The organism is Ensifer sp. D2-11, assembly GCF_054161295.1.
The window spans coordinates 370,294-392,822 of the sequence record NZ_CP096434.1 but is presented as its reverse complement, the minus strand read 5'-3'; the positions used below and the strand labels follow the sequence as shown (position 1 = coordinate 392,822).

General features: G+C 62.9%; 22 protein-coding genes. 11 read left to right on the top strand and 11 right to left on the bottom strand.

Annotated features, from left to right (window positions below):
• Positions 1-16: 16 nt before the first annotated feature.
• A complete protein-coding gene (locus M1D34_RS19080; protein WP_498784303.1) occupies positions 17-673 on the bottom strand; it encodes a hydrolase in 657 nt (218 codons plus the stop codon).
• 122 nt (positions 674-795) lie between these two features.
• Entirely contained in the window at positions 796-933 is a 138-nt protein-coding gene (locus M1D34_RS19075) for a hypothetical protein (protein ID WP_498783677.1), read from the bottom strand.
• Between M1D34_RS19075 and M1D34_RS19070 the strand changes: the two genes are divergently transcribed.
• The gene (locus M1D34_RS19070) at positions 932-2,833 is read left to right on the top strand and encodes a potassium transporter Kup (protein WP_498783675.1); all 1,902 of its coding nucleotides are present in this window, start codon (positions 932-934) and stop codon (positions 2,831-2,833) included. The two genes, M1D34_RS19075 and M1D34_RS19070, sit on opposite strands and share 2 nt — an antisense overlap.
• Positions 2,834-2,961: 128 nt before the next feature.
• On the top strand, positions 2,962-3,762 hold the full coding sequence (locus M1D34_RS19065) for a class I SAM-dependent methyltransferase (protein ID WP_498783673.1): 801 nt from the start codon (positions 2,962-2,964) through the stop codon (positions 3,760-3,762).
• A gap of 97 nt (positions 3,763-3,859) precedes the next feature.
• On the opposite strand, the gene M1D34_RS19060 is transcribed toward M1D34_RS19065, so the two are convergent.
• From M1D34_RS19060 to M1D34_RS19040, 5 genes are all read right to left on the bottom strand, one after another.
• On the bottom strand, positions 3,860-4,135 hold the full coding sequence (locus M1D34_RS19060; RefSeq protein ID WP_013850457.1) for a hypothetical protein: 276 nt from the start codon (positions 4,133-4,135) through the stop codon (positions 3,860-3,862).
• Between the two features lie 340 nt (positions 4,136-4,475).
• Complete coding sequence (locus M1D34_RS19055; protein WP_498783671.1) at positions 4,476-4,847, bottom strand: DUF488 domain-containing protein; 372 nt, start codon at positions 4,845-4,847, stop codon at positions 4,476-4,478.
• 81 nt (positions 4,848-4,928) lie between these two features.
• Positions 4,929-5,372 (bottom strand): calcium-binding protein, encoded by a 444-nt coding sequence (locus M1D34_RS19050; RefSeq protein WP_498783669.1) that lies wholly within the window; start codon positions 5,370-5,372, stop codon positions 4,929-4,931.
• Positions 5,373-5,537: 165 nt separating this feature from the next.
• A complete protein-coding gene (locus M1D34_RS19045) occupies positions 5,538-6,959 on the bottom strand; it encodes a pyridoxal phosphate-dependent decarboxylase family protein (protein WP_498783667.1) in 1,422 nt (473 codons plus the stop codon).
• A 42-nt stretch (positions 6,960-7,001) separates the two neighbouring features.
• Entirely contained in the window at positions 7,002-8,441 is a 1,440-nt protein-coding gene (locus tag M1D34_RS19040; RefSeq protein ID WP_498783665.1) for an FAD-binding oxidoreductase, read from the bottom strand.
• Positions 8,442-8,683: 242 nt separating this feature from the next.
• Between M1D34_RS19040 and rfbF the strand changes: the two genes are divergently transcribed.
• Genes rfbF through M1D34_RS19025 form a run of 3 tightly spaced genes read left to right on the top strand, consistent with a single transcriptional unit; the run spans position 8,684 to position 11,757 of the window.
• The gene (gene rfbF, locus M1D34_RS19035; protein ID WP_498784301.1) at positions 8,684-9,451 is read left to right on the top strand and encodes a glucose-1-phosphate cytidylyltransferase; all 768 of its coding nucleotides are present in this window, start codon (positions 8,684-8,686) and stop codon (positions 9,449-9,451) included.
• Positions 9,448-10,518: a CDP-glucose 4,6-dehydratase gene (rfbG, locus tag M1D34_RS19030; protein ID WP_498783663.1), complete on the top strand. Its 1,071-nt coding sequence runs from the start codon at positions 9,448-9,450 to the stop codon at positions 10,516-10,518. The genes rfbF and rfbG overlap by 4 nt, the downstream gene beginning before the upstream one ends.
• A 6-nt stretch (positions 10,519-10,524) precedes the next feature.
• Positions 10,525-11,757, top strand: coding sequence for a class I SAM-dependent methyltransferase (locus tag M1D34_RS19025; RefSeq protein ID WP_498783661.1), 1,233 nt, complete (start codon positions 10,525-10,527; stop codon positions 11,755-11,757).
• 21 nt (positions 11,758-11,778) lie between these two features.
• Here M1D34_RS19025 and M1D34_RS19020 read toward each other — a convergent pair whose 3' ends face one another.
• Positions 11,779-12,666 (bottom strand): helix-turn-helix domain-containing protein, encoded by an 888-nt coding sequence (locus tag M1D34_RS19020; protein WP_498783659.1) that lies wholly within the window; start codon positions 12,664-12,666, stop codon positions 11,779-11,781.
• A 245-nt stretch (positions 12,667-12,911) separates the two neighbouring features.
• Here M1D34_RS19020 and M1D34_RS19015 point away from each other — a divergent pair, with 245 nt between their 5' ends.
• The 5 genes from M1D34_RS19015 to M1D34_RS18995 all read left to right on the top strand — a co-directional run bounded on the left by M1D34_RS19015 (position 12,912) and on the right by M1D34_RS18995 (position 19,691).
• Positions 12,912-14,339 carry an arabinose isomerase gene (locus tag M1D34_RS19015; protein ID WP_498783657.1) on the top strand — a complete coding sequence of 476 codons (1,428 nt, stop codon included), beginning with the start codon at positions 12,912-12,914 and terminating at the stop codon, positions 14,337-14,339.
• A gap of 73 nt (positions 14,340-14,412) precedes the next feature.
• On the top strand, positions 14,413-15,474 hold the full coding sequence (locus M1D34_RS19010; RefSeq protein ID WP_498783655.1) for a sugar ABC transporter substrate-binding protein: 1,062 nt from the start codon (positions 14,413-14,415) through the stop codon (positions 15,472-15,474).
• The gene (locus M1D34_RS19005) at positions 15,471-16,967 is read left to right on the top strand and encodes a sugar ABC transporter ATP-binding protein (protein WP_498783653.1); all 1,497 of its coding nucleotides are present in this window, start codon (positions 15,471-15,473) and stop codon (positions 16,965-16,967) included. Before M1D34_RS19010 ends, M1D34_RS19005 begins: the two co-directional genes overlap by 4 nt.
• Complete coding sequence (locus M1D34_RS19000) at positions 16,960-17,952, top strand: ABC transporter permease (protein WP_498783651.1); 993 nt, start codon at positions 16,960-16,962, stop codon at positions 17,950-17,952. Before M1D34_RS19005 ends, M1D34_RS19000 begins: the two co-directional genes overlap by 8 nt.
• Positions 17,953-17,954: 2 nt before the next feature.
• Complete coding sequence (locus M1D34_RS18995; protein WP_498783649.1) at positions 17,955-19,691, top strand: CocE/NonD family hydrolase; 1,737 nt, start codon at positions 17,955-17,957, stop codon at positions 19,689-19,691.
• A gap of 46 nt (positions 19,692-19,737) precedes the next feature.
• On the opposite strand, the gene M1D34_RS18990 is transcribed toward M1D34_RS18995, so the two are convergent.
• Genes M1D34_RS18990 through M1D34_RS18980 form a run of 3 tightly spaced genes read right to left on the bottom strand, consistent with a single transcriptional unit; the run spans position 19,738 to position 21,846 of the window.
• The gene (locus tag M1D34_RS18990; RefSeq protein WP_498783647.1) at positions 19,738-20,514 is read right to left on the bottom strand and encodes a cephalosporin hydroxylase family protein; all 777 of its coding nucleotides are present in this window, start codon (positions 20,512-20,514) and stop codon (positions 19,738-19,740) included.
• 1 nt (position 20,515) lies between these two features.
• Positions 20,516-21,358: an NAD-dependent epimerase/dehydratase family protein gene (locus M1D34_RS18985; protein WP_498783645.1), complete on the bottom strand. Its 843-nt coding sequence runs from the start codon at positions 21,356-21,358 to the stop codon at positions 20,516-20,518.
• On the bottom strand, positions 21,358-21,846 hold the full coding sequence (locus tag M1D34_RS18980) for an acyltransferase (RefSeq protein ID WP_010976076.1): 489 nt from the start codon (positions 21,844-21,846) through the stop codon (positions 21,358-21,360). The genes M1D34_RS18985 and M1D34_RS18980 overlap by 1 nt, the downstream gene beginning before the upstream one ends.
• Before the next feature lie 141 nt (positions 21,847-21,987).
• On the opposite strand from M1D34_RS18980, the gene rfbC reads away from it, so the two are divergent.
• Positions 21,988-22,527 carry a dTDP-4-dehydrorhamnose 3,5-epimerase gene (gene rfbC / locus M1D34_RS18975; RefSeq protein ID WP_498783643.1) on the top strand — a complete coding sequence of 180 codons (540 nt, stop codon included), beginning with the start codon at positions 21,988-21,990 and terminating at the stop codon, positions 22,525-22,527.
• Positions 22,528-22,529 lie beyond the last annotated feature (2 nt).

Here is a 22,529-nt window from a genome sequence, read left to right as displayed (position 1 = left end):
GTTGCGGCGGGTTTTGCTAGCCGTGACCGCCCTCGGAGGCACCGAACATGGTCTTGGCATAGGTGATCCCGATGCCATAGGCACCGCCCCACTTCTTCGCGATGCCGGTCGTGAGCTCGTAGGTGTCGGCCCGGGCCCAGTCGCGCTGCAATTCGAGAAGATATTGCACCGAGGTCACCGGACGGGCGCCGGCCTGCACCATGCGCTCCACCGCACGCTCATGGGCCTCGGGCGAAACATCGCCGCAGGCATCGGTGATAACATAGACCTCAAAGCCTTGGTCGAGCGCTGACAGCGTTGGGCCAACGATGCAAACGGACGTCCAGAGACCGGCGAACACGATCCGGTCCTTGCCGATGCGGTTCACCTCCTCGATAACGGCTGCATCCTCCCAGGTGTTCATCGAGGTGCGGTCAAGAAGCCGCTGGCCGGGAAAGGCATCCGTGACTTCCGAAAACATCGGGCCCGAGAAGCTCTTTTCGGCGACGGTCGTGAGGATGGTGGGAACCTCGAAGCCGGCCGCGGCGCGAGAAATGAGGGCCGCATTGTTGCGGAGCAGTTCCGGCGCGATGGACTTGGTCGCAAACGCCATCTGCGACTGGTAGTCGATGAGGACGAGCGCATGATCGGTCGGGGACAGCAACGTCTTGCCGGGCGTCGGGGTGGCGGTGATGCTCATCGTGGATCTCCTGCTGTTAACTCGTTTCGGCCGACCCAAATTCTTCGAGGGCGTGACCGTGATCCATGTTTTACAGAGGGACGGAATGTGCATGTAGTTGTATAATTTATCTGCTTTCATTCTAGAAAATCGAAAAGCAGCATCAGCAGGAACAAATAGCAAAGCGTTTCAGTTAAATCGGCTGCTGGACTCTCGGCGGCATTAAGCCTCTTCATATCCGTCAGCAGGTCGCCCATCAGCAAGGGAGAATACATGGCCGACTCCCTCGACCACGCACCGGCACAAGCGAACAATCTGCCGCAGTTTCTGGCGCTTACCATTGGAGCAATCGGCGTAGTCTACGGCGATATCGGGACCAGTCCTCTTTACGCCTTCCGGGAGGCGCTGCGCCCATTCGGGGCAGGTGGCGTCGGGCGAGAAGACGTTATCGGCCTGGTATCGTTGGTGATCTGGACGCTTACAGCCATCGTCACCATTAAATACGTGCTCTTCCTGCTTCGTGCCGATAACGATGGTGAGGGCGGCACTCTGTCCCTGCTGGCCCTGCTGCTGAAGAAGGGAACCCGGTATCCGGTCATGATGTTTTTTGCCGGCGTTCTCGGTGCCTCCCTATTCATTGGCGACGCAATGATCACGCCGGCTCTGTCGGTGCTCTCGGCCGTCGAGGGATTGAAGCTCGTGACGCCGGCACTTGAAGACTACGTGCTCCCGATCTCCATCGTGATAATCCTGCTGCTTTTTGCCGTCCAGTCACGCGGGACCGGGGCCGTCTCGATTTTCTTCGGTCCAATCACCCTGATATGGTTTCTCGTCATGGCGGCTGCAGGCATTGCGCATATCGGCGACGATTTGGCGATCCTTTCAGCCTTCAACCCGCTCTATGCGGTTGGCTTCTTATGGGATGCCGGCCTCGTCGGCTTTATCGTGCTCGGCGCCATCTTCCTTACCGTGACCGGCGCTGAAGCGCTTTATGCGGATCTCGGCCACTTCGGCCGGCTGCCCATCCAGTCGGCTTGGTTTACGGTCGTGTTCCCCGCCCTTGCGTTGAACTACCTCGGACAGGGCGCGCTGGTGTTATCCCACCCCGATTCCATCTCGAACCCGTTTTTCCTGATGTTCCCGAACTGGGCCCTGTTGCCGATGGTGGTTCTTGCCACCGCAGCAACGATCATCGCCAGCCAGTCCGTGATCACCGGAGCCTTTTCGCTCATACGGCAAGCGATTCACCTCGGCTTCCTGCCGCGGTTCGAGATCTGCTACACCTCGGAAACCCAGACGGGTCAGATATATCTGCCTTTGGTCAACACGACCCTCCTGATTGGCGTGCTCGCTCTCATGCTGGTGTTCGGCAGTTCCGAATCCCTTGCTCCGGCATACGGCGTATCCATCACCGGCGCGATGGTGATCGACACAATCCTTGCCTTCGAGTTCGTCCGGCGCCAATGGGGCTGGGCCGTGTTGACGGCTACGGCGGCTCTGCTTCCCTTGCTCAGCCTTGAACTGGTCTTCCTTGGCGCCAACCTGTTCAAGGTTCACCACGGTGGTTACGTGCCGATCCTCATTGCCGGCGCCTTGATCACGATGATGTGGACCTGGCGGAAAGGTATCAAACTGCTGCGCGAGAAGACTGCCCGCCAGGACATTCCGCTTAGCCGGTTCATAGCCATGGTGGAACGAAAGTCCGAGCATGCTCCCGTCGACGTGCCCGGAACAGCGATCTTCCTGACCGCGACACCCGAGACGACCCCGGCTGTTTTGTTGCACAACATCAAGCACAATCACGTGCTGCACAAACATAACGTCATCCTGACCATCAAGACCGCCAGGATCCCGTACGTACCCGAAAAAGAGCGCTACACAATTACAAAGCTGTCTGACCGGTTCAGCCTGTTGGAGTTGAGATTCGGCTTCATGGACGATCAGAATGTCTCAAGAGCCCTGGCGCGCTGTCGAAAGGAAGGCTTTAAGTTCGACATAATGTCCACGTCCATTTATCTCGGCCGGCGCAAACTTATAGCGGATTCTCAATCAGGATTGCCGCAGTGGCAGGACAAGCTCTTCATCGCCATGGCGGACTCGGCGATTGATCCGACCGAGTACTTCCATCTGCCCGCAAATCGGGTGGTCGAGCTGGGAGAGCAAGTCATCATTTAATGCCTGTCGGGATTTACTGGAGTTTATGACGGCCCGCACTGCGCCGATTTGTCGACGCGCGTGATGCGTGCCGCCTTGGCAACCCCTCCCCACGGGTCTAGATTACCCCCGCGGCGAGGGAGGCCCTGATGACATCAAGCTTCAACGTGCATGATGCAGCCGGCTATGAGCAGCTCATGGGCCGCTGGAGCCGCAAGCTTGCGCCGAAATTCATCGACTTTGCCGGCGTCGCCGATGGCGAAAACGTTCTGGATGTCGGCTGCGGTACCGGCAGTCTCACCTTCGAGCTCGCCGAGGCCGCCAGGCTCGAAGAGATCGCCGCGATCGACTATTCGCCCGTCTTCGTGGAGGAGGCGACCCGGCGCAACACCGATCCGCGCATAAAGATAAGGGAAGCGGATGCCTGCGCCCTGCCGTTCGAAGACCGGACCTTCGACCGCGCCTTCGCTCTTCTCGTGCTCCACTTCGTACCCGAAGCGGGCAAGGCCGTGGCCGAGATGCGCCGCGTGGTGCGTCCGGGTGGCGTCGTCGCGGCGGCGGTGTGGGACCATCTCGGCGGAATGCCCGGCATGCGCATGATGGTCGACACGGTGGCGGCGCTCAGCGAAGGCGGGCGCCAGCTTCGCGCCCGCTACTGCTTCCAGCCGATGATGCAGCCGGGAGAAATGAAGCGGACATTCGTCGAGCAGGGTCTCGCGAACGTTACGGAAACCGAGCTGATGATCCGCATGGACTACCGGAACTTCGACGACTACTGGGCGCCGATTGGCGCCGGCGAAGGGCCTCTCGGAAAATATGTGGCAACGCTCGATGCGGAGGAGCGGGCGCGCACCGGTGCCGCCGTGCGCGACGCCTACGAGGCCGGCCGGCCAGACGGTCCGCGCTCCTTTGCGAACGTCGCCTGGGCCTGCCGGGGCACAGTTCCGTGATCGAGCCGCACGCTGTCGCGTGCACTGACATTGTCAGCCGGTCCGCTTGGCCACACGACCTGGAGCGCTTCACCGTTCGTCGAAACAGTGAAGCGCTTTAATGCAGAACAGGCGGCGCTTCACGCCGGAACAGCGCGATCAGCGAGATACCGTGCTGCAAAAGAAGTTCCGCGGCCGGCAAGTCCATCGTCGCGACGTCTTCGGCGCAACCGCTGATAATTCTGGCGAGACTGATCGAGTTTGCTGCAAACCGATCATCGCCGATTTCCTGTGCCTCGTCCGCGGTGGCTTCAAGTGCGTCCGCGACGAGGGTCATCAGGTTTGCGCGCTCGCGAGGCGTCATCTCATTCAGGGTCTTGGCAGAATCCCGCATTGCTGGCTCCTTTAGTCGTTAAGGCGGCCCACGCAGGCGCGGCCGGTCGGCCGGGCGGACGTATGCCACGTTTATTGTTGGAGTACGGGTCGAAGCTTTCATTGCATAGATCGGTATCAGGCACGGCGAATGCAAGGAATGGCTACTATGCGGCTACCGCATGCCCGGTTGCTACCGGCAACCACGGACCGAATGTTGCGTGAACAAGGGTGGTCACTGTCCACGTCTTCGGAGCGGGACGAGGAGAACTGCGTGCGGTTTTCCGCCCGCGTGCCGCCCTGCTCATCAGAATCGACTACCTCTATTATTTTAGGCCGATCCGACCTGAAATCATAGTGATCTAAGAGGCCCATCCCCCTCGCCGCTCCAGCCACTCCTTCAGCGCAACCGCATTGTTGTGCGCCTCGTCGCGCGCCGCATAAAGCAGCGTCAGCGGCCCCTCTCTCAACCGTTCGCGCAACTCCGCCACCGCCGCCTGCGCCGCCCCGCTCTCGAGCTCATCCGCATAGGCGACGCAGAACGCATTCCAATCCTGCGTCTTCCCATGAAACCGCTTGCGCAGCGCGTCGCTCGGCGCGATGTCCTTGAGCCAGAGGTCGATCCCGGCCTTTTCCTTGGCGACGCCGCGCGGCCATAGCCGGTCGACGAGGATGCGCGTCCCGTCGGATGCCTCGGGCACCTGGTAGACGCGCTTCAACTGGAGTGATGCCATAGGGTCCCCACGAGACGGGCCGGGGCGGCCGTAACCGTCCCGGGGAGGAAAACTGCTTTCATCCAGCGTAGCGGAGCCTTCCTAATCGTGGAAGAAGCCCTGTATCTCTTCCGGCGTGACCTTGCCGTCGCGGTTGATATCGACCTTGTCGAAAACCCGCTTGTGAATGGTGCTGATCTCCTCGAAGGAAAGAGCGCCGTCATTGTCCGCATCGGTGATGGCGAACATGATCTTCATCATCTGGCGGTGCATCGTCTGCCGGTGCATCATCATGCCCCGCATCCGGTCGCGGTGCCGCATCCGGTCGCCGCGCTTCCCGTCGCCGCGTACCATGTCCTCGCGCATCATGTCTGGCTGATCCTCTTGCATACCGCCCTGAGCATCCGGCTGAACGCCCGGGTCCTGGTCGGGCATTTCTCCTGTGGGCGGAATGGGAGCGGGTGCCTGGGCGGCCGCGGCGGTTGCGGTGCTGAAGGCCATGAGCGCTGCAAGAGCGGTCACGGCCGGAAATTTCATCGGTGACATGTGATCTCCTCCTAGAGTTGCACGTCAGGAGCGCTGCAGCGGCGGGTGATCCTCAAGCGGCACAGCGACTTCGCTGCGAACTAGCCGCTCCATCGCCTGTTAACCGCAAGGGCCTAGAGAGGTTCCGATACGCGCCGCCCTTCTTTCGGAGCCGGCAAAAGCGCGCTACACCTCAGTGCCATCACGAACCGCGCGCCAGGCGGCGATGATCGCCCCGGCGGCTACCTCGCCGGCGCGGTCGTCTGTAAGCCAGGAGATGACCGACATCCGCATTACCCTGCGGCCGCGCCAGACGGCGCCGCCGGCGAACAGGATGCCGTCGGCCTGCAGCCGGGCGATCGTCGCCTGGGTCAGCCGGTCGCCTTCCTCACCCGGCATTGCCGCTCCGAAGCGCACAAGGACCTGATTGAGGGCTACCTCGTTCAGGACGTTTATGCCGTCTTCGCCGCTCAGCCGCTCGGCGATGGCGCGGGCGACGCGGCAGTGCCGGTCGACCATGGCGGCAATGCCTTCGCGTCCCAGATGCTTGATCATCGCCCAGGTGGCAAAACCGCGGGCTCGGCGCGACAGTTCGGGCACGAAATGGCTCGGGTCCCGTTCACCTTCGGTGGTCGGCGGCAGGTAGCTCGCGGCGATCGTCATCGCCCGGCGATGCGCTTCCTGATCGCGGATGATGGCATATCCGCAGTCATAGGGCGTCTGCAGCCATTTGTGCCCATCGGTCGCCCAGGAGTGGGCTTCGTCGATCCCGTCGGTGAGCCCGCGCTTTCCGGGAGTGGCGCGCGCCCAGAGGCCGAAGGCGCCGTCGACATGAATCCAGGCGCCCAAACCCCGGGCAATCGCCATGATGCCGGCGAAGTCGTCGAAGGCACCGGTATTGATCTGTCCTGCCTGCAGTATCGCAATGCAGGGACCGGAGACCTGCGCCGCTGCCTCGGCGAAAGCCGGTTCGGTGATGCGACCCATGTCGTCGGTCCGGACGCGAAGGACGCGGTCGTGCCCGAAGCCGAGAAACTGCAGCGCCGAAAAGACCGTCGCATGCGCGTCGTCGCCGATCAGGACCGCGACCGGCGGCGCGCCGAAGAGGCCCTGCGCCTCGACATCCCATCCGGCCTGCCGCAGCACCTCTCCGCGCGCTGCGGCAAGGCAGATGAAATTGGCAAGCGTCGCCCCGGTCGCAAAACCGACGGAACTCTCCCGCGGCAGGTCGAGAAGATCGAGCAGCCAGCTGGCCGCGATCGCCTCGGCGGCGGCTGCGGCCGGCGCCGCGTGGTGGTTGCCGGCGTTCTGGCCCCAGGCGCTCGTCATCCAATCGGCCGCAACCCCGACCGCATGCGAACCGCCGATGACCCAGCCGAAGAAGCGCGGCCCGGTCATCGCGTGAAGTCCCGGCTCCGCCTTGGCGGCAAGCTCGCCGATCACCTCGCTACCGGCGCGTCCCCGTTCCGGCAGAGTTTCACGAAAGGTCTCCAAGGCGGCGGGATACGATAGCGCCGGCCGCTGCGGCAGCTCCGTAATTTTCTCGCGGAAACGCGCGGCGTGTTCCGCCGCGCATTGAAGAATTTCGCGGGTCGTCTCCTCTTTCATGAACTGCCTCCAGGCGTCACCTTACGAACGAGGGCGCCCGCTTCAGGCCGCCCCGCGTTCCTCTATCGGCCGGACGTTCTGGTTCATCCGGAAGAGATTGAGCGGGTCGTATTGCCGCTTGATCTCGACGAGCCGGCCATAATTCGCACCGTAGGCAGCCTCGACCCGGTCCATCTCGTCCTCAGGCATGAAATTGACGTAGGCCGTGCCGGCGGCATAGGGCTTTGCCGCCTCGAAGAGATGCCGCGCCCAGTCGATGCAGGCCGGGTCCATCGCCGCGTCACGCCAGCGCCCGTGCACGTTCATGACGAAGTGCGAGTTGCGCTGCGGGAAAGCGGTTTCCTCGGGCGCGACGCGACCGGCGGCGCCGCCGACATGGGCGATGAATATCTCGCATTCCGGGCCCGGCAACTGCCGGATTGATTCGGTGAGAATGCCGATCGCCTGATCGGAAAGCTCCATGAAGTCGTGGCTCTTCCAGTAGTTGCGGGCACCCGGAGCGAGTAAGGGGTCGAAAGCCTGCTGCCAGCCGACGAAGGGATGCGGCGATACCACGTCGGCGATCGGATTGCCGATCGCCCGCAGCCCCGCCACCGCCTTCTCGCCCGCTTCGAGATCGCCGCAATGGCACATGGCGAGCACGACGACCTCCTTGCCGTGCCATTCGGCCGGAAGGAAGGGCAGAGGCGGCGCCTGGCGCATCACCACCCAGCAGGTGAGTTCGTCCGGCGCATCTTCGAGCGCCTGCCTGTATTGCTGAAGCACACTTTCCGCTTCGGCAAAGGGATGGACGACGAGCCCGGAGAGCACCTCGGGGCCGAGTTCGTGCAGGCGGAATTCGAAGGCCGTCACGACTCCGAAATTGCCGCCGCCGCCCCTGATGGCCCAGAAAAGGTCGCGGTGCTCGGTGGGGCTCGCCCGCACCAGCTCGCCGTTCGCCGTGACCACATCGGCCGAAAGCAGGTTGTCGATCGTCAATCCGAATTTACGCGTGATCCAGCCGAATCCGCCGCCGAGCGTCAGGCCGGCAATACCGGTCGTCGAGTTGATGCCGGTCGGCAAAGCAAGGCGGAAGGCCTGCGTCTCCATGTCGAGATCGGCAAGCGTCGCCCCCGGCTCGACCCAGGCCGTCTTCGTCGTCGCATCGACCCGCACCGATTTCATCGGCGTGAGGTCGATCACCATGCCGCCGTCGCAAACCGCGTTGCCGGCGATGTTGTGGCCGCCGCCGCGCACCGCGACGAGCAATTGGTTCTCCGCCGCAAAGCGCACCGCATTGACGACGTCGGCAGCTCCGGCGCATTGCACGATAAGCCCGGGCCTGCGGTCGATCATGCCGTTCCAGATCGTGCGCGCCTCGTCATAGGCGGCGTCGGTTGCAATCAGAATGCGCCCGCGCAGGCGCGCGGCAAATGCCTCGATCGCCGCAGCGCTGACCATTGTTATTCCGTTTTGCAGATTGGTGAGGCTCATGTCGTTCATGATTCGCTCCTCCCTCGGTGAACCATTGCCCCCAGCGGCGGGCATTCTGCGCCTTTGCCCTAGACCCGGCAAGCAGACCCGCGGTCGCCGCCGATAGTCCTTTGGGGTTAGGTTGCAGGGCGCCAACACCGGTTCCCGCCACCGCAATTCTTGCAATCGCGGCTAAAATGCTCCAATGAACCGCCGGCGCGGCAATCCGCGAAATGGCGGTCGAAGGCAGTATGGAGAGGGAAGTCGTGGGCATGAAGGTGGTCATTCTCGCCGGCGGATACGGCACCCGCATTTCGGAGGAGAGCCACCTCAGGCCGAAACCTATGATCGAGATCGGCGGGCGCCCGATCCTCTGGCACATCATGAAGATCTACAGCCATTACGGCTTTTCGGATTTCGTGATCTGCCTCGGCTATCGCGGCTACATGATCAAGGAATACTTCTCCAACTACGTTTTGCACTCATCTGATGTTACCTTTGACCTGGCGACCGGCGAGACCACCTATCACACCAGCAGTGCGGAACCCTGGCGGGTGACGCTGGTCGATACGGCTCCGGATTCCATGACCGGCGGACGCCTGAAGCGCGTCGCCGGCTATCTTGGCGAAACCTTCTGCCTGACCTATGGCGACGGCGTCGCCGATATCGATATCCGCGCGCTCACCGATTTCCATCTGGGTCACGGCCGCGAGGCAACGGTGACGAGCGTCGTGCCGCCGGGGCGCTATGGTGCGCTCGCCACCGAAGCCGGGCAGGTCATGAGCTTTACCGAGAAACCGGCCGGCGATAACGGCCGCATCAATGGCGGCTTCTTCGTTCTCAACCGCTCCGTGCTCGACCGCATAGAGGGAGATCACGTCCCCTTCGAAAGCGCGCCGCTCGAGGGCCTGGCGCGTGACGGGCAGCTGATGGCCTTCCCGCATGGCGGTTTCTGGCGCCCGATGGACACGCTGCGCGACAAGACCCAGCTCGAGGAGCTTTGGCAGCAGAACCGCGCTCCCTGGAAGATCTGGGCATGAGCCGTCTCCCTGATCCGGAATTCTGGGCGGGAAAGCGCGTCTTGCTAACCGGCCATACGGGCTTCAAGGGGAGCTGGGCGGCTGTATGGCTCAAAGAGATGGGCGCGCATGTGACCGGCTATGCCCTTCCGCCCGCCTCCCGGCCGTCGCTCCATGACTTGCTGCATCCGAGCGGAGCCCCGGGCGGGCAATTCGGCGATATGCGCGACGGTGAAGCGCTCGCGACGATTGCACGGAAGAGCGAGCCGGAGATCGTCCTGCATATGGCGGCGCAGCCGCTGGTCCGCGAAGGCTATGCGGCGCCCGCCGAAACCTTCGACGTCAATGTCATGGGCACGGTCCGGCTGCTCGAAGCGGTCCGTGCGACGCCTTCCGTGAAAGCCGTTCTCGTTGTGACGACCGACAAGGTCTATCGCAACGACGAGAGCGGACGGCATTTCCGGGAGAGCGATACGCTCGGCGGGCACGACCCCTATTCGGGCTCCAAGGCAGCCTGCGAGCTGGCCGTCGCAACCTGGCGCAGCGCCTATCTTAGAGAGTGCGGCATTCGTGTCGCCACGGCGCGCGGCGGCAATGTGATCGGCGGCGGCGACTTTTCCGCCGACCGGCTGGTGCCCGACGTCGTGCGCGCCGCGCTTTCCGGCACCCGGCTCAACATCCGCAGCCCGCTCGCGACGCGCCCCTGGCAGCACGTGCTCGATTGTCTCAACGGCTACTTTCTCTTTGCCGAGGCGCTCTACAAGGGCGAAAGCGATGTCGATGCGCTGAATTTCGGCCCCTCGCCCTCCGAGCCGGCGATCCCCGTGCGCGACTTGGCGAACGCAGTGCAGGCCGCGATGGGGCTCGACCCCGAATGGGATGACGTCTCGGCGCTCGAGCAACCGCGCGAGATGCGAACGCTCGGCCTTGATCCGGCTCTCGCCGGCGAGACCCTCGCCTGGCGCCCCCGCCTCGCCCAGAGCCAGGCGATCGAGTGGACCGCGCGCTGGTACGACGGCTGGCGTCGCGGCGAAGCTGCGCGTCAGCTCACGCTCGATCAGATAGAAGCATTCACGAAAGGCCTTTGACCCAAGATGTCCCACTCCTGCCGCTTCTGCTCGACCCCGCTTGAAACCGTTGTGGCCGACCTCGGGGCGACGCCCTGGTCCAACTCGTTTCTCGAACGGACCGAGGAGGCGATTGCCCGGGAGAAGGCTTTCCCGCTGAAGGTGATGGTCTGTTCCGAATGCCTGCTCGTCCAGACCACCGAGACGGTCGCGGCCGACGAAATCTTCAACGCCGACTACCACTATCTCTCGTCATTCTCGACGAGCTGGCTCGACCATGCGCGCCGTTATGCAGAGGCGATGACCGAACGCTTCGCTCTCGACGGCCGCTCGCAGGTGGTGGAAGTCGCGTCGAATGACGGCTACCTGCTGCAATATTTCGCGGCCAAGCAGATTCCCGTGCTCGGCGTCGAGCCGGCGGCCAATGCCGCGAGGATCGCCGAAGGCCGCAACGTGCCGACCCATGTCGCCTTCTTCGGCCGCGACACAGCCAACGCGCTCGTCGCCCGCGGCATCCATGCCGATCTCACCGCCGCCAACAATGTTCTTGCGCATGTGCCGGATATCGCCGATTTCGTCAGCGGCTTTGCGATCCTCCTGAAGCCGGACGGCGTCGCTACCTTCGAGTTTCCGCACCTCCTGCGGCTGATCCAAGGCATCCAATTCGACACGATCTATCACGAGCACTATTCCTACCTGTCGCTCGCGGCCGTCGAACGAATTTTCGCCGCTTGCGGGCTGAAGGTCTTCGATGTCGAGGAACTGCCGACCCATGGCGGCTCGCTGCGCGTCTACGCCCAGCCGGTGACCGGAACGAGACCGGCGACCGAGAAGCTCGCCGAAGTGCGGGCCGAGGAGGAAAGCGCCGGGCTCACGCAGATGCCCACCTACGCCGCCTTCGGCAAGCGCATCGCTTCGGTCTGCGATGGATTCCGCGCGTTTCTCGCGGACGCCAGAAGCGAAAACAAGCGCGTGGCGGCTTATGGCGCGGCAGCAAAGGGCAACACCTTCCTGAACGTCTGCGGGCTCACCGCGTCGGACATCGACTTCATCGTCGACCGCAACGATCTGAAGCAGGGCAAGCTCTCGCCCGGCAGCCACATTCCGATCTACGATCCCGCCAGGATCGAGGCCGCAAAACCCGACTATGTCGTCATCCTGCCCTGGAACCTGACCGACGAGATCGTCGCCGCCCACGCCTATATCCGCTCCTGGGGCGGCCGCTTCGTCGTCGCCATCCCGCAAGTGCGGGTGATCTGAGCCGGGCTGCCGCGCTGCACCTCATTCGCCCAGGCTGCCCGATCGCCTCCGGTATTCCGACGGGCTGCATCCCAACAGATCCTGGAACTGGGTCGACAGGTGAAAGGCCGAGCTAAATCCGAGCAAGGCGGCAATTTCCTTGATAGGCTTATCCGTATTGGTCAGGATGTCCTGTGTCCGCCGGATCCTGAGCGCCATCTGGTGCTGCTTGGGTGAGGCTCCCGTCTTCTCCTTGAATACCCTCCGGAAATAGGAATAGCTGACACCGAGTTCGCGGGCGATTTCCTCGACCGGCATCTGGTCCGCACAGCGTTCCATCAAGAGCACGCGCGCCCTTTCGACCAGCCGGTCCGCAGGAGCAGCGGAGGCGCCTTCCTGCTGCTGTGAAAGTAGCGCCAGCAATTGCAGGCCGAGCGTCGATAGGACCGGCTGGTTTTTCAAACCGTCTTCGACAGCACGGTCGTGAATCTCATCGAAAATGGCGGCGAATTCCGGCCCCGAGGGCAAGACGGGGCGCGCCGGGTCGATTAGGCCGATCGCACGCGCAAAGTCGAATGCCGCGCTTCGGCATTCTATCCAGTTCTCCGTCCAGCCCAGTTCCGGATCCGGAGCAAACCGATGCCAGACGCCGGGGAACAGGAGAACGATCGATCCGCCTTCCACCAGTTGCGTTTTCCCGCGCCGTCCGAATTCGAACATGCCCCGCCCGTCCGCGATCAGGATCACCTGATAGGCCTGGAGGATCCTCCCTCTTTTCCAGTCGAAGTGGTGGTCATCGGGATGACGTATCGGCGGGTAGATCGAATGCGGAGGTATTTTCGTATGCCCGGTCGATACTGCCGTGCACCCCCAGGCCGAACACAGCCTGTTATCGGGCAGATAGAGGAAATAGTTCTCCGCCAAAGGCATCCCCTCAGGATCACTTTTTATATGCTTCTGATCATTTTTGCGGAAAAGACCATGATGTCAATCCGCATGGGCGATGCTAGGGTTTACCCGGGGATGCAAGTTTCGGCTGTCGGCAACGGAAGCCGCCATGGCCGCAGGGAGAGCGCGGTCCTCGGAGGAGATATGATGAACCGATCGCCGCACGGGGCAGCAGGCACGAGCCTGCTGCCGGAGCATGATCTTTGCCTTGCGGTTGCGGGGCGCTCATGACGGACCGCATCTTGAAGGTGGGCCTCTTCGGCATCGGTCTGTCCACTTACTGGCCCCAGTTTGAGGGCCTGGAGGATCGGCTCACAGGCTATGTCGGACAGATGGCCGAGAAATTGGCCCGACCCGACATCGAGGTGGTGAACCTGGGCCTCATCGACTCTGCCGAGGCGGCATACGACGCTGGTCACCGCTTTCGCGAGGCCGATGTCGATATCATATTCCTTCACGTCACTACCTATGCTCTGTCGTCCACCGTTCTGCCCGTGGTCCGGCGAGCCCGCGTGCCGGTGGTGATCCTCAATCTTCAGCCTGCGGCCGCGATCGACTACCACAGCTTTAATGCGCTCGGCGACAGGACCAAGATGACCGGTGACTGGCTCGCCCATTGCGGAGCCTGCCCGGTACCGGAAATCGCCAATGTGTTCCGGCGGTCGGGCATCGCGTTCCACCAGATCACGGGCATGCTCAACGGCGATCCGCATGTCGATCGGGAGATTGGCGACTGGATGGACGCGGCGCGGGTCGCCCATGTCATGGCACATAACCGCCTGGGCGTGATGGGCCGGTACTATAACGGCATGCTCGACATCTATTCCGACCTGACCGCCCAAGCGGCCGCCTTCGGAACCCACATCGAGATCGTCGAGATCGACGAGCTCGCGCGGCTCCGGCGCGAGGCGACCGAGGCGGAGGTCGAGCTTTGCCTCGAAAATATCCGGAGCGAGTTCGACATCCAGCCGGACTGCGATCCCGCCGAACTGCACCGGGCAGCGCATACGGCCGTGGCCCTGCGCAAGCTTGCCGAGCAGAAAAAGCTCGGCTCGCTCGCCTACTATTACGAATCGGTGGCGGGGCATGAATACGAGGATCTCATCGCATCGGTGATCGTCGGGTGCTCGCTTCTGACGGCGGCAGGCATTCCGGTCGCGGGCGAGTACGAGATCAAGAACGCCCAGGCGATGAAGATCATGGACACCTTCGGCGCGGGCGGATCCTTCACCGAATACTACGCCATGGACTTCAACGACGACGTCGTCCTCATGGGGCATGACGGACCGGGGCACATCAAGGTTTCGGAAGGCAGAACGAAGATACGTCCCCTCAAGGTTTATCACGGCAAGGTCGGCTCCGGCATCAGCGTCGAAATGTCCGTCAGGCAGGGTCCCGTGACGCTTCTTTCCGTGATCGAGCGTGAGGGCCGGATCGTCCTCCTATGTGCGGAGGGACAATCCGTGCCTGGTCCGATTCTCGAGATCGGGAATACCAACAGCCGCTACAAGTTCGATATCGGGGCGCGCCGTTTCGTGGAGGACTGGAACGCGCAGGGACCGGCGCATCACTGCGCCGTCGGCGTCGGTCACATCGCCCGCAAGATCGCAAAACTCGGCGAACTTCTCGGTCTGCAAGTGGTCCAGGTGTGCTGAACGGACAAATCCGGGAGAGCTGCAACTCGAGACCCGCGAGAAACCTATAGTCAACAGGTGAGGAGGACCTGAAATGCCTGCAGAAAAATCAACGAACTTCATCCGAGCGCGGCGGCTGATCGGCCTGGTCTTTGCCGCCACCATGGGGCTGGCAAGCCCGATGGCGACCGCGGCGGAGATCAATCTGGACGCACCAGCCCCGACCTTTCCTCCCGAGATCGCCAAGTTTCAGGCGATCGAGCCCGGCAGCGCCGAAGGCCTGACAATCGGATTCACCCAGCTCATTCTCGGCGTCCCCTTCCCCGATGCACTTCAGGCCGGCATGGAGAAGGCTGCTGCAACGGCTGGCTTCAAGCTGGTCACCTGCGACTCCAAGCTCGACGCAGCGACGGCACTCAACTGCGCCCGCCAGTTCAAGACCCAGAATGTCGACGGCCTCGTCACCTTTCAGGCGGACGCCGCCGCTGCTGCCAACATCTGCGCCGAAGGCCCGCAGGTGCCGGTCATCGCCATCGACATCGAACAGAAACCTTGCGAAACGGCCTTCGTCGGTGCCGCCAATTCCTATGCCGGCGAGATCGTGGGCCACGAGCTGGGTATGCACTTCGCCAAAAACTTCAACTGCGAGTACGACGCCTTCGTCTCGCTGGAATCGACGGCCGTCGGCGTCGTCAACGACCAGCGCATGGGCGGCATCCGCAAGGCATTCGAAGCGGTGTGCGGGCCGGTACAGAACCTTCGCATCATCGACACCGGTGCCGGCGGGCAGGCCGATGCAGCGCAGCGCCAGTTCACCGACACGTTGACGGCTCTTCCCGGCGCCACCAAGGTCATCACGGTCGGCATCAACGAGGACGTCGTCATAGCCGCCCTTGCGGCGGCGCGCACCCAGGGTCGCAACCAGGACCTGTATCTCGGCGTCCAGAACTTTGACCCCGACAATTGCCAGATCTGGACTGCGTCGCATTTCATCGCGACTGCCGCCTATTTCCCGGAGCGGTATGCCGAGCTGATCGTTCCCAATCTGGTGAAGGCCATCAAGGGCGAGACGATCAACCAGCAGATTCTCGTTCCGCATGAACTGATCACGCCGGAGAACATCTCCAAGGTCTATCCGGAGTTTGCCTGCAAATGACGGCGGATTTCCTCGCCGTACGCGGCATCAGGAAATCGTTCGGCCAGATCGAGGTTCTCCATGGCGTGGACCTCGATCTGCCGGCAGGAACGATTACCGCCCTTCTGGGGGAGAACGGGGCCGGCAAGTCCACATTCGTGCGGATCCTGGCCGGAGACCACATGCCCGACGGCGGCACGATCTCTGTGGACGGCGCCGTTGCCTCCTTTCGCGGTGTGGGAGATGCGCGCGCGGCGGGAATCCGTTTGATCGCCCAGGAGATCGCCGATGCGCCGACGCTCTCGGTGGCGGAGAACATTCTGCTCGGTGTATGGCCGACGCGGGCCGGGCTCGTCGATTACCGGTCCATGCGCGAACTGGCACGACAGGCGCTGGAAATGCTTGGCACCGAACTTCCACTGGAGGCGAAGGTCGCCTCTCTGCGGTTGGGCGAACGGCAGATCATCGAGATCGCCCGCTCCACGATAGGCGCCTCGAAATGCATTATTTTCGACGAGGCGACCGCGGCCCTCTCGGACGCGGAGGCACGCAAACTCTTCCAGTTGATTCGGCGTCTTGCGGGACGCGGCGTCGCCATTCTCTACATCACCCACCGGCTCGACGAAGTGTTCGCGCTTGCCGACCGGGTGTGTGTCCTGCGCGACGGCCGCGTTTCCCTCGATCGCGCGGCGGGCGACGTCACTCAGGACCAGGTCATAGAGGCGATGGTGGGCCGCGCGGTCGCTTATGCGCGACATGCCGTACCGCCATCGACCGACGCTCCTCCGGTGCTGAAAGCAACCGGCCTGGGGTCTGCTTCCTTCTCAGACGTTTCCTTTGCGTTGCACCCGGGCGAGATCCTGGGCGTCTACGGTAAGGTCGGCTCGGGCGTTCAGGAATTGTCGAGTTCGCTGGTCGGCGCGCGCGCATTCGACGAAGGAACACTGTATGTGGAAGGCTCGCCGAGGCACTTCCGGCACCCGGCGGACGCGATTGCGGCTGGCATAGGCCATCTATCGGCGGATCGCGCGGCCGACGGCGTGCTTCGCACGATGACGCTTGCGGAAAATCTTTCAGCTCCCAGCTGGGGCCGCCTGGCCAGGCGCGGCTTCGTGAACCGCCGCAAGCTGCGCCAGGCCTATTGCCGCTGGCATCGCACGTTGCACATCAAGGCCGCCGCTTCCGGCGAACAACTGATCACGGAACTGTCCGGCGGCAACCAGCAGAAGGTTCTGCTAGGCCGGTGGCTGGAAGCCGGTTCGAAAATCCTCGTGCTGAGCGAACCGACACGCGGCGTCGACGTCGGCGCCCGCCAGGAAATTTACCGCGTGCTCGCCGGACTGGCTGCCAAGGGCCACGCCATCGTCGTCGCCAGCTCGGATTACGAGGACATCACGGCCGTTGCCAGCCGCGCGCTGGTCATGGTGCGCGGACGGATGGTCGCTGAGATTCCGCACGAGCGCATTTCGACTGAAGCCCTGACTGAAGCCGCAGGAGGCGGTGTCCATGCCTGATAATCTTCAATCCGAGACCCTCCCCATGGCCGATCTGGAGCGCAACCGGAACAGGGCAATCCGCAGGGCGCCGGAATCGGCCGCCCTGCTCGCATTCCTTGTCGCGGAGATCATCTTCTTCTCGCTGAGCTCACCCTACTTCCTGACCTGGGGAAACTGGGTCAATGTCTTCACCGCGCTTTCGATCACCGGCGTTCTTGCCGCGGGAGGCACAATGCTTCTGATTGCGGGCCAATTCGATCTGTCGGTCGGTAGCGGCGTCGCCTTCGTCGCCCTCGTGCTGGCCTTGACCATCGACAGCCTGGGGGTTCTGCCGGCCAGCGTGCTTGCTATGCTCGTCGGCGTCGGAATCGGCCTGATCAACGGCTTTCTGGTGACGAGGATCGGTGTCAACGCGCTCATCACAACGCTCGGGACGCTGGCCATCTTTCGCGGCCTCACGCAGTCCATCGGCGGCGGCAGGAATATCCCGATCGCCAATTTCGACTGGGCTATCTGGCGTCCCTTCCTGAACATTCCGCTCTCGGCGCTCGTCTTCCTGCTCGTTGCTATCATGGTCGGCATCGTGCTCAAACGCTCCGTCTTCGGCCGCTCGATCTATGCGATCGGCGCGAATGAAAACGCTGCCCGCCTCGTCGGCATCAGGACCAAGGGCGTGGTATTCGCGGGCTTTCTCCTCTCCGGCGCCTTCATCGGGCTCGGCGGTCTCATCAGCGCCTCGCAGCTCGGCTCCACATCCGGAACCACGGGTCTCGGATTGGAGCTTGCCGTCGTCACGGCAGTCATTCTCGGAGGTACCTCGCTGAAGGGCGGGACCGGCACCATGCTTGGTACCGTGATCGGATTGTTGATTGTCGGCGTTCTCAACAACGGCTTGACGCTGATGAACGTCAACTCGTCCTGGCAGCAGGCCGCTACGGGCTTACTTTTGATCCTGGCCGTGTCTTTCGATCAGCTCCGCCAGCGGCTCGTCGGCCGACGGTGAACATGATGCACACGCAATCGACGATCCGCCTGCTCGACAATATAGATGTCCCGATGCGCGATGGCGTGAGGCTGAAGACGGATATCTGGCTACCCGCGACGGAAGAGCCGTGCCCCGTTCTGCTGCAGCGAACGCCGTATCGTCGGGAGACGCCGTTCGGCTCCCAGTACATTTCAGCATTGGAGTTCCAGACGGCTCTAGGACGGGGCTATGCCGTCGTCGTGCAGGATACGCGAGGGCGTTACGGCTCGGAAGGCGATTTCACCCCCTTCCAGACCGAGGCGAGCGATGGGGCGGATACCATCGGCTGGCTTCGTATGCAGCCGTTCTGCAACGGCTCGGTTGCGATGTTCGGCGCCTCCTATGTCGGTGCGACGCAGATCCTCGCTCTTGCGGAAAACCCGGAAGGTCTGAAGGCGATAGCGCCGCAGCTGACCACAGCCCGCCACGGCGAAACCTGGATGTATCGCGGCGGAGCGGTGGAACTCGCCTTCATACTGCTTTGGGTGATCGAATCCCTTGGTCCCGATCATCTGCAGCATCGTATCTCTTTTTTGCCGGCAGACATGCGCGAGCGTGCCCGGGCTTTGTTGCAGACTTTGCGGGAGAGCCCTCACGCCGCCTTCGAGCGTCTTCCGGTCCTCGATGACGCGATCATCGAGCTTGCACCATACCTCGCGGACTGGCTCGATTCGAAAGCGATCGCCGGCGAGCGCAACCGCGACCGTCTCGAATGGGTTGAGAAAAGTCGGGCGGCGCTGCTCGTGGTCGGCGGCTGGAACGACATCTTCGTGGAAGGGTCGATCGAGCTCTTCGAGAAGGCGAGATCACGCTGGTCCCGAGGCGAGTACATGCCAGACCGCCTTATCATCGGTCCCTGGTCGCACGGCAACCCGACCGACTGGCAGGGCCGGGAGTGGCTGGGTTACGCTGCGTCCACCGTCGATCTCCCGGAGGAAACCCTAAGGTTCTTCGACAGCGCTCTCGAGGAGCGGGAACCGGCATCCCCCGTGGTCCGCTACTTCCGCTCCGGATCCAACACCTGGCACGCCGCGCCCGACTGGCCCCTTCCGGACAGCATAGAGGTGTCGCTCATTCTCGATTGCAGCCGGTTTTCGCTCGGCTCCACGCCTGCCGAACAGGCGAGCGCTTCCTTTATCTCCGACCCGTTGAAGCCGGTTCCCACTGCCGGTGGCGCCACTTTTCTGCCCGGCCTTTTGCTCGGCCGCAACTCCGGCCCGGTGGACCAGGCCGCGATCGAAGCGCGCGACGATGTCGTGATTTTCACCGGCCAGCCGCTCGGTGAAGATCTGGAGGTTACGGGACTGGTCAGAGCACGCCTCTGGGTATCGTCCTCAGCCGCAAGCTGTGACTGGACGGCACGGCTCTGCGAAGTCGGCGCGGATGGCGGAAGCTCCGGCATTGTGGACGGCATCCTGCGCTGGTCCCGTTCGAGACAAGCAGGAGGCGAACCGCAAGAAGTCGCCGTGCGCCTCGGTCACATTAGCCGCCTGTTCCGCAAGGGATGCCGGCTCCGGCTGCAGATCGCCTCGTCGAACTTTCCACGCTTCGACCGCAATCCGCAGTCCGGCATCCCGCCGACCTTGGCGAGAGCCTCCGATTTCATCAGAGCAGAACAGCGCATCTTCTCGGGAGAGGCTTTCCCAAGCCGTCTCATCCTGCCAGTGGTGACCACGAGCTATGCGCAGGCGGAAACGCTGTCGGCACTGGGAAGGTAAGATACTTGCAGCCGCGGCGATCTCCCTCAAACAGGAAGCGGACCGATCAAAGCCTCTTCAGGAAGCCATCCGGCGCAACGGTCACCATCAACTTGTTCTGAACCGACCGGTCGATCTCGAACTCAGGATGAGACTTCAGATACTCATGCACCGCGGTCTTCGGATTGTCGCCCACGTCCCAGGGGCGGTCGTCGAAGAAACCCGCGGGCATGTCTTCGACCAGGGTGTCGAAGACCACGCAATAGCAGCCGGCCGTCACCATCGGCGCATAGGCTTCGAGCTCGGCGAGCACATGCGCGTGGGTATGCATGGAATCGAGGCATACCATGACGCGGCTGTAGCCGGCCGACGCCTCACGCACCTGCGCGACGATGTCCGGATCGATGGAAGATCCCTCGAACATCTGGATGCGGCTCGCCATCGGATGGCTCTCGATCGCCGCGCGGTTGTGGGGGCGGATGTCGATGTCGATGCCGATGACCTTGCGCTTGGACCGGCTGGGGTCGAATGAAACGCCCGCCTCGATCGCGTCGCACATGTCGAGCATCGCGAGCAGCGAGGCGCTCATGATCAGCGAGCCGCCATGCGCGATCCCCGTCTCGATCACCAGATCGGGCCGTGTCGCCCAGATCAACTCCTGCATCGCCACGATATCCTGCGGATATTGGATGATCGGGCGCCCCAGCCAATCGAAATTATAGACGTAGCGCTTCGCCATAGAAGCCTCGCGCCACCGGTTCGAAAGCGCCTGGAAATCGCCGTCACGGCCATAGGCGCCGATCGCGGCCGCCCGCTCGGTGCGGAATTGTTCGATAGGGTCCATGTCAGATCCTGCTTCTTGTGGAGGGCCGCGGGTGGGAACCGGTGTCCGGCTCTCCCTCGCCCAGGATTTCTGCGATGCGCTCTAGCACAGGTGCTGCAGCAAAAGCGAACTCGTCCTTCGACCTGTCGACAGAGATCGATGCGAATGAAACTGTCGGCGCACCTTCGTCCACAGCCACGGAGCATTTCGTCCGGGATTGGATGGCTGCGCACCACTCGGCGTGGCTCGTCTGACGGCCGCTTGCGACGTTGTAGACGGAATGGCGGCCCTCCTGCGCGATCCGCAAGAGGAGGTCCACGGCATCGTCGATCCAGATATAGTCCTTGCTAGATTCGAGCGCGGTTTGGAGCTGGATACGGCCGCTGCCTGCCTCACGGCACAGCGCGCCCAGGAACGTGTCCGACTTCGCCTCGCCGGGCCCGACGACGTTCGACAAGCGGGCGACCCGCACCTTCTCGCGGCCGGAGGCGAGGCAGATCGCTTCCCCCGTCAACTTGGAGAGATTGTAGAGATCCGAAGGATCGAGCGGCGAGGCCGTCAGCCGGGCTTCCTCGCGCGTATCTTCGCTGCCGGCATAGACTCGAGTGGACGAGAGATAGAGAAAGGAGGAAAACGCATTCTCACGCAGGAGCTTCGCTGCGAGCGAGACATGCGCTTCGATGGTGTCGAATGGCCGGGTGCGGAAATCGGCCGTAAGGCCGATGGCATAGATGACATGGCCGAGGTCCTCGCCGGCCGCAGGCATATCGGCGCGGGAAGGAACACGCACCTCGGCACCCCTTTCGCGCAATCGGCGGACGAGATTGCGCCCGATGAAACCGGAGCCGCCGAAAACCGTGAACATCACGAGCGCACCCCCAGGCGCCTCAGCGGATTGCCGCCGCAGACGGTGTAGGCTTCGACCTCGCCGCGCACGATGGACCCGGCGGCAATGACACAGCCCTTGCGCAACAGGGCGCCGTCCAGGATCACCGAATTCGCCCCGATCCAGACATCCTCCTCGACGAGGATGCCGCCGCGGCTCGGCAGGAAGCCCTGTTCCCGGATCAGGCGATCCCGGTCGCCATAGGCGTGATTGACCGGAGCGAAGGTACAATTGGCCGCGATCAAGACATTGTCTGCTATGCTTATCCCGTTGCCGGTGTAGAAGACGCAGCCGCTGTTGACATAACAGAAGCGGCCGATCGTGAGATCGCCGGTGCCGCCCACCGGTTTGACCTTGACGAAGCTGTCGATGACCGATGCTTCTCCGACGACGATCCGTGTGCCGCGCACGGAATCCTCGATATCGCAGAGCGGGCTGATCTTAGCCGAGGGATGCACCTCGATCATGATGACTCCGACATTCGAACTCCCGGATTTCGCCGTCGCTGTAGAGGGCTGTCTCGGTTTCCTCTTTTCCAGTTAGCGCTTGCCGCGTCAACGCCGGATCGTGCAAGAAGCACCGGTCGGAAACGCTGTATCGAGGAATTCATGTCGCGCTTCAATCGTCTCTCCACGTCTCTCGCCGGCCTCACGGTCGTCGAGCGCAAGCAAACCGGTGACGAACGCGGCTTTTTCTCACGCTTCTTCTGCCGGGACGAATTGCGCGATTTCGGAGCTGACGGAACGATCTCGCAGATCAACCACACCCTGACGCGAGCGAAGGGCACGATCCGTGGCATGCACTTCCAGCGGCCGCCCCATGACGAGGCGAAGTTCGTCTCGTGCCTGGCCGGCGCCGTTTTCGACGTCGCCGTCGACATCAGGCCGGATTCACCCACCTATCTGCAATGGCACGGTGAAATCCTGAGTGCCGAGAATGCCCGCTCGATGATGATCTCCGGCGGGTTTGCCCATGGCTTCCAGACGCTGAGCGAGAATTGCGAACTCGTCTACCTGCACGACAAGCCCTACGCGCCCGACGCGGAAGGCGGGCTCAATCCGCTCGACCCGCGGCTTGCCATTTCCTGGCCGCTCGAAGTGGCGCAGATGTCCGAGCGCGATCGCGCCTTCGCCTTCATCTCCGCTTGAGG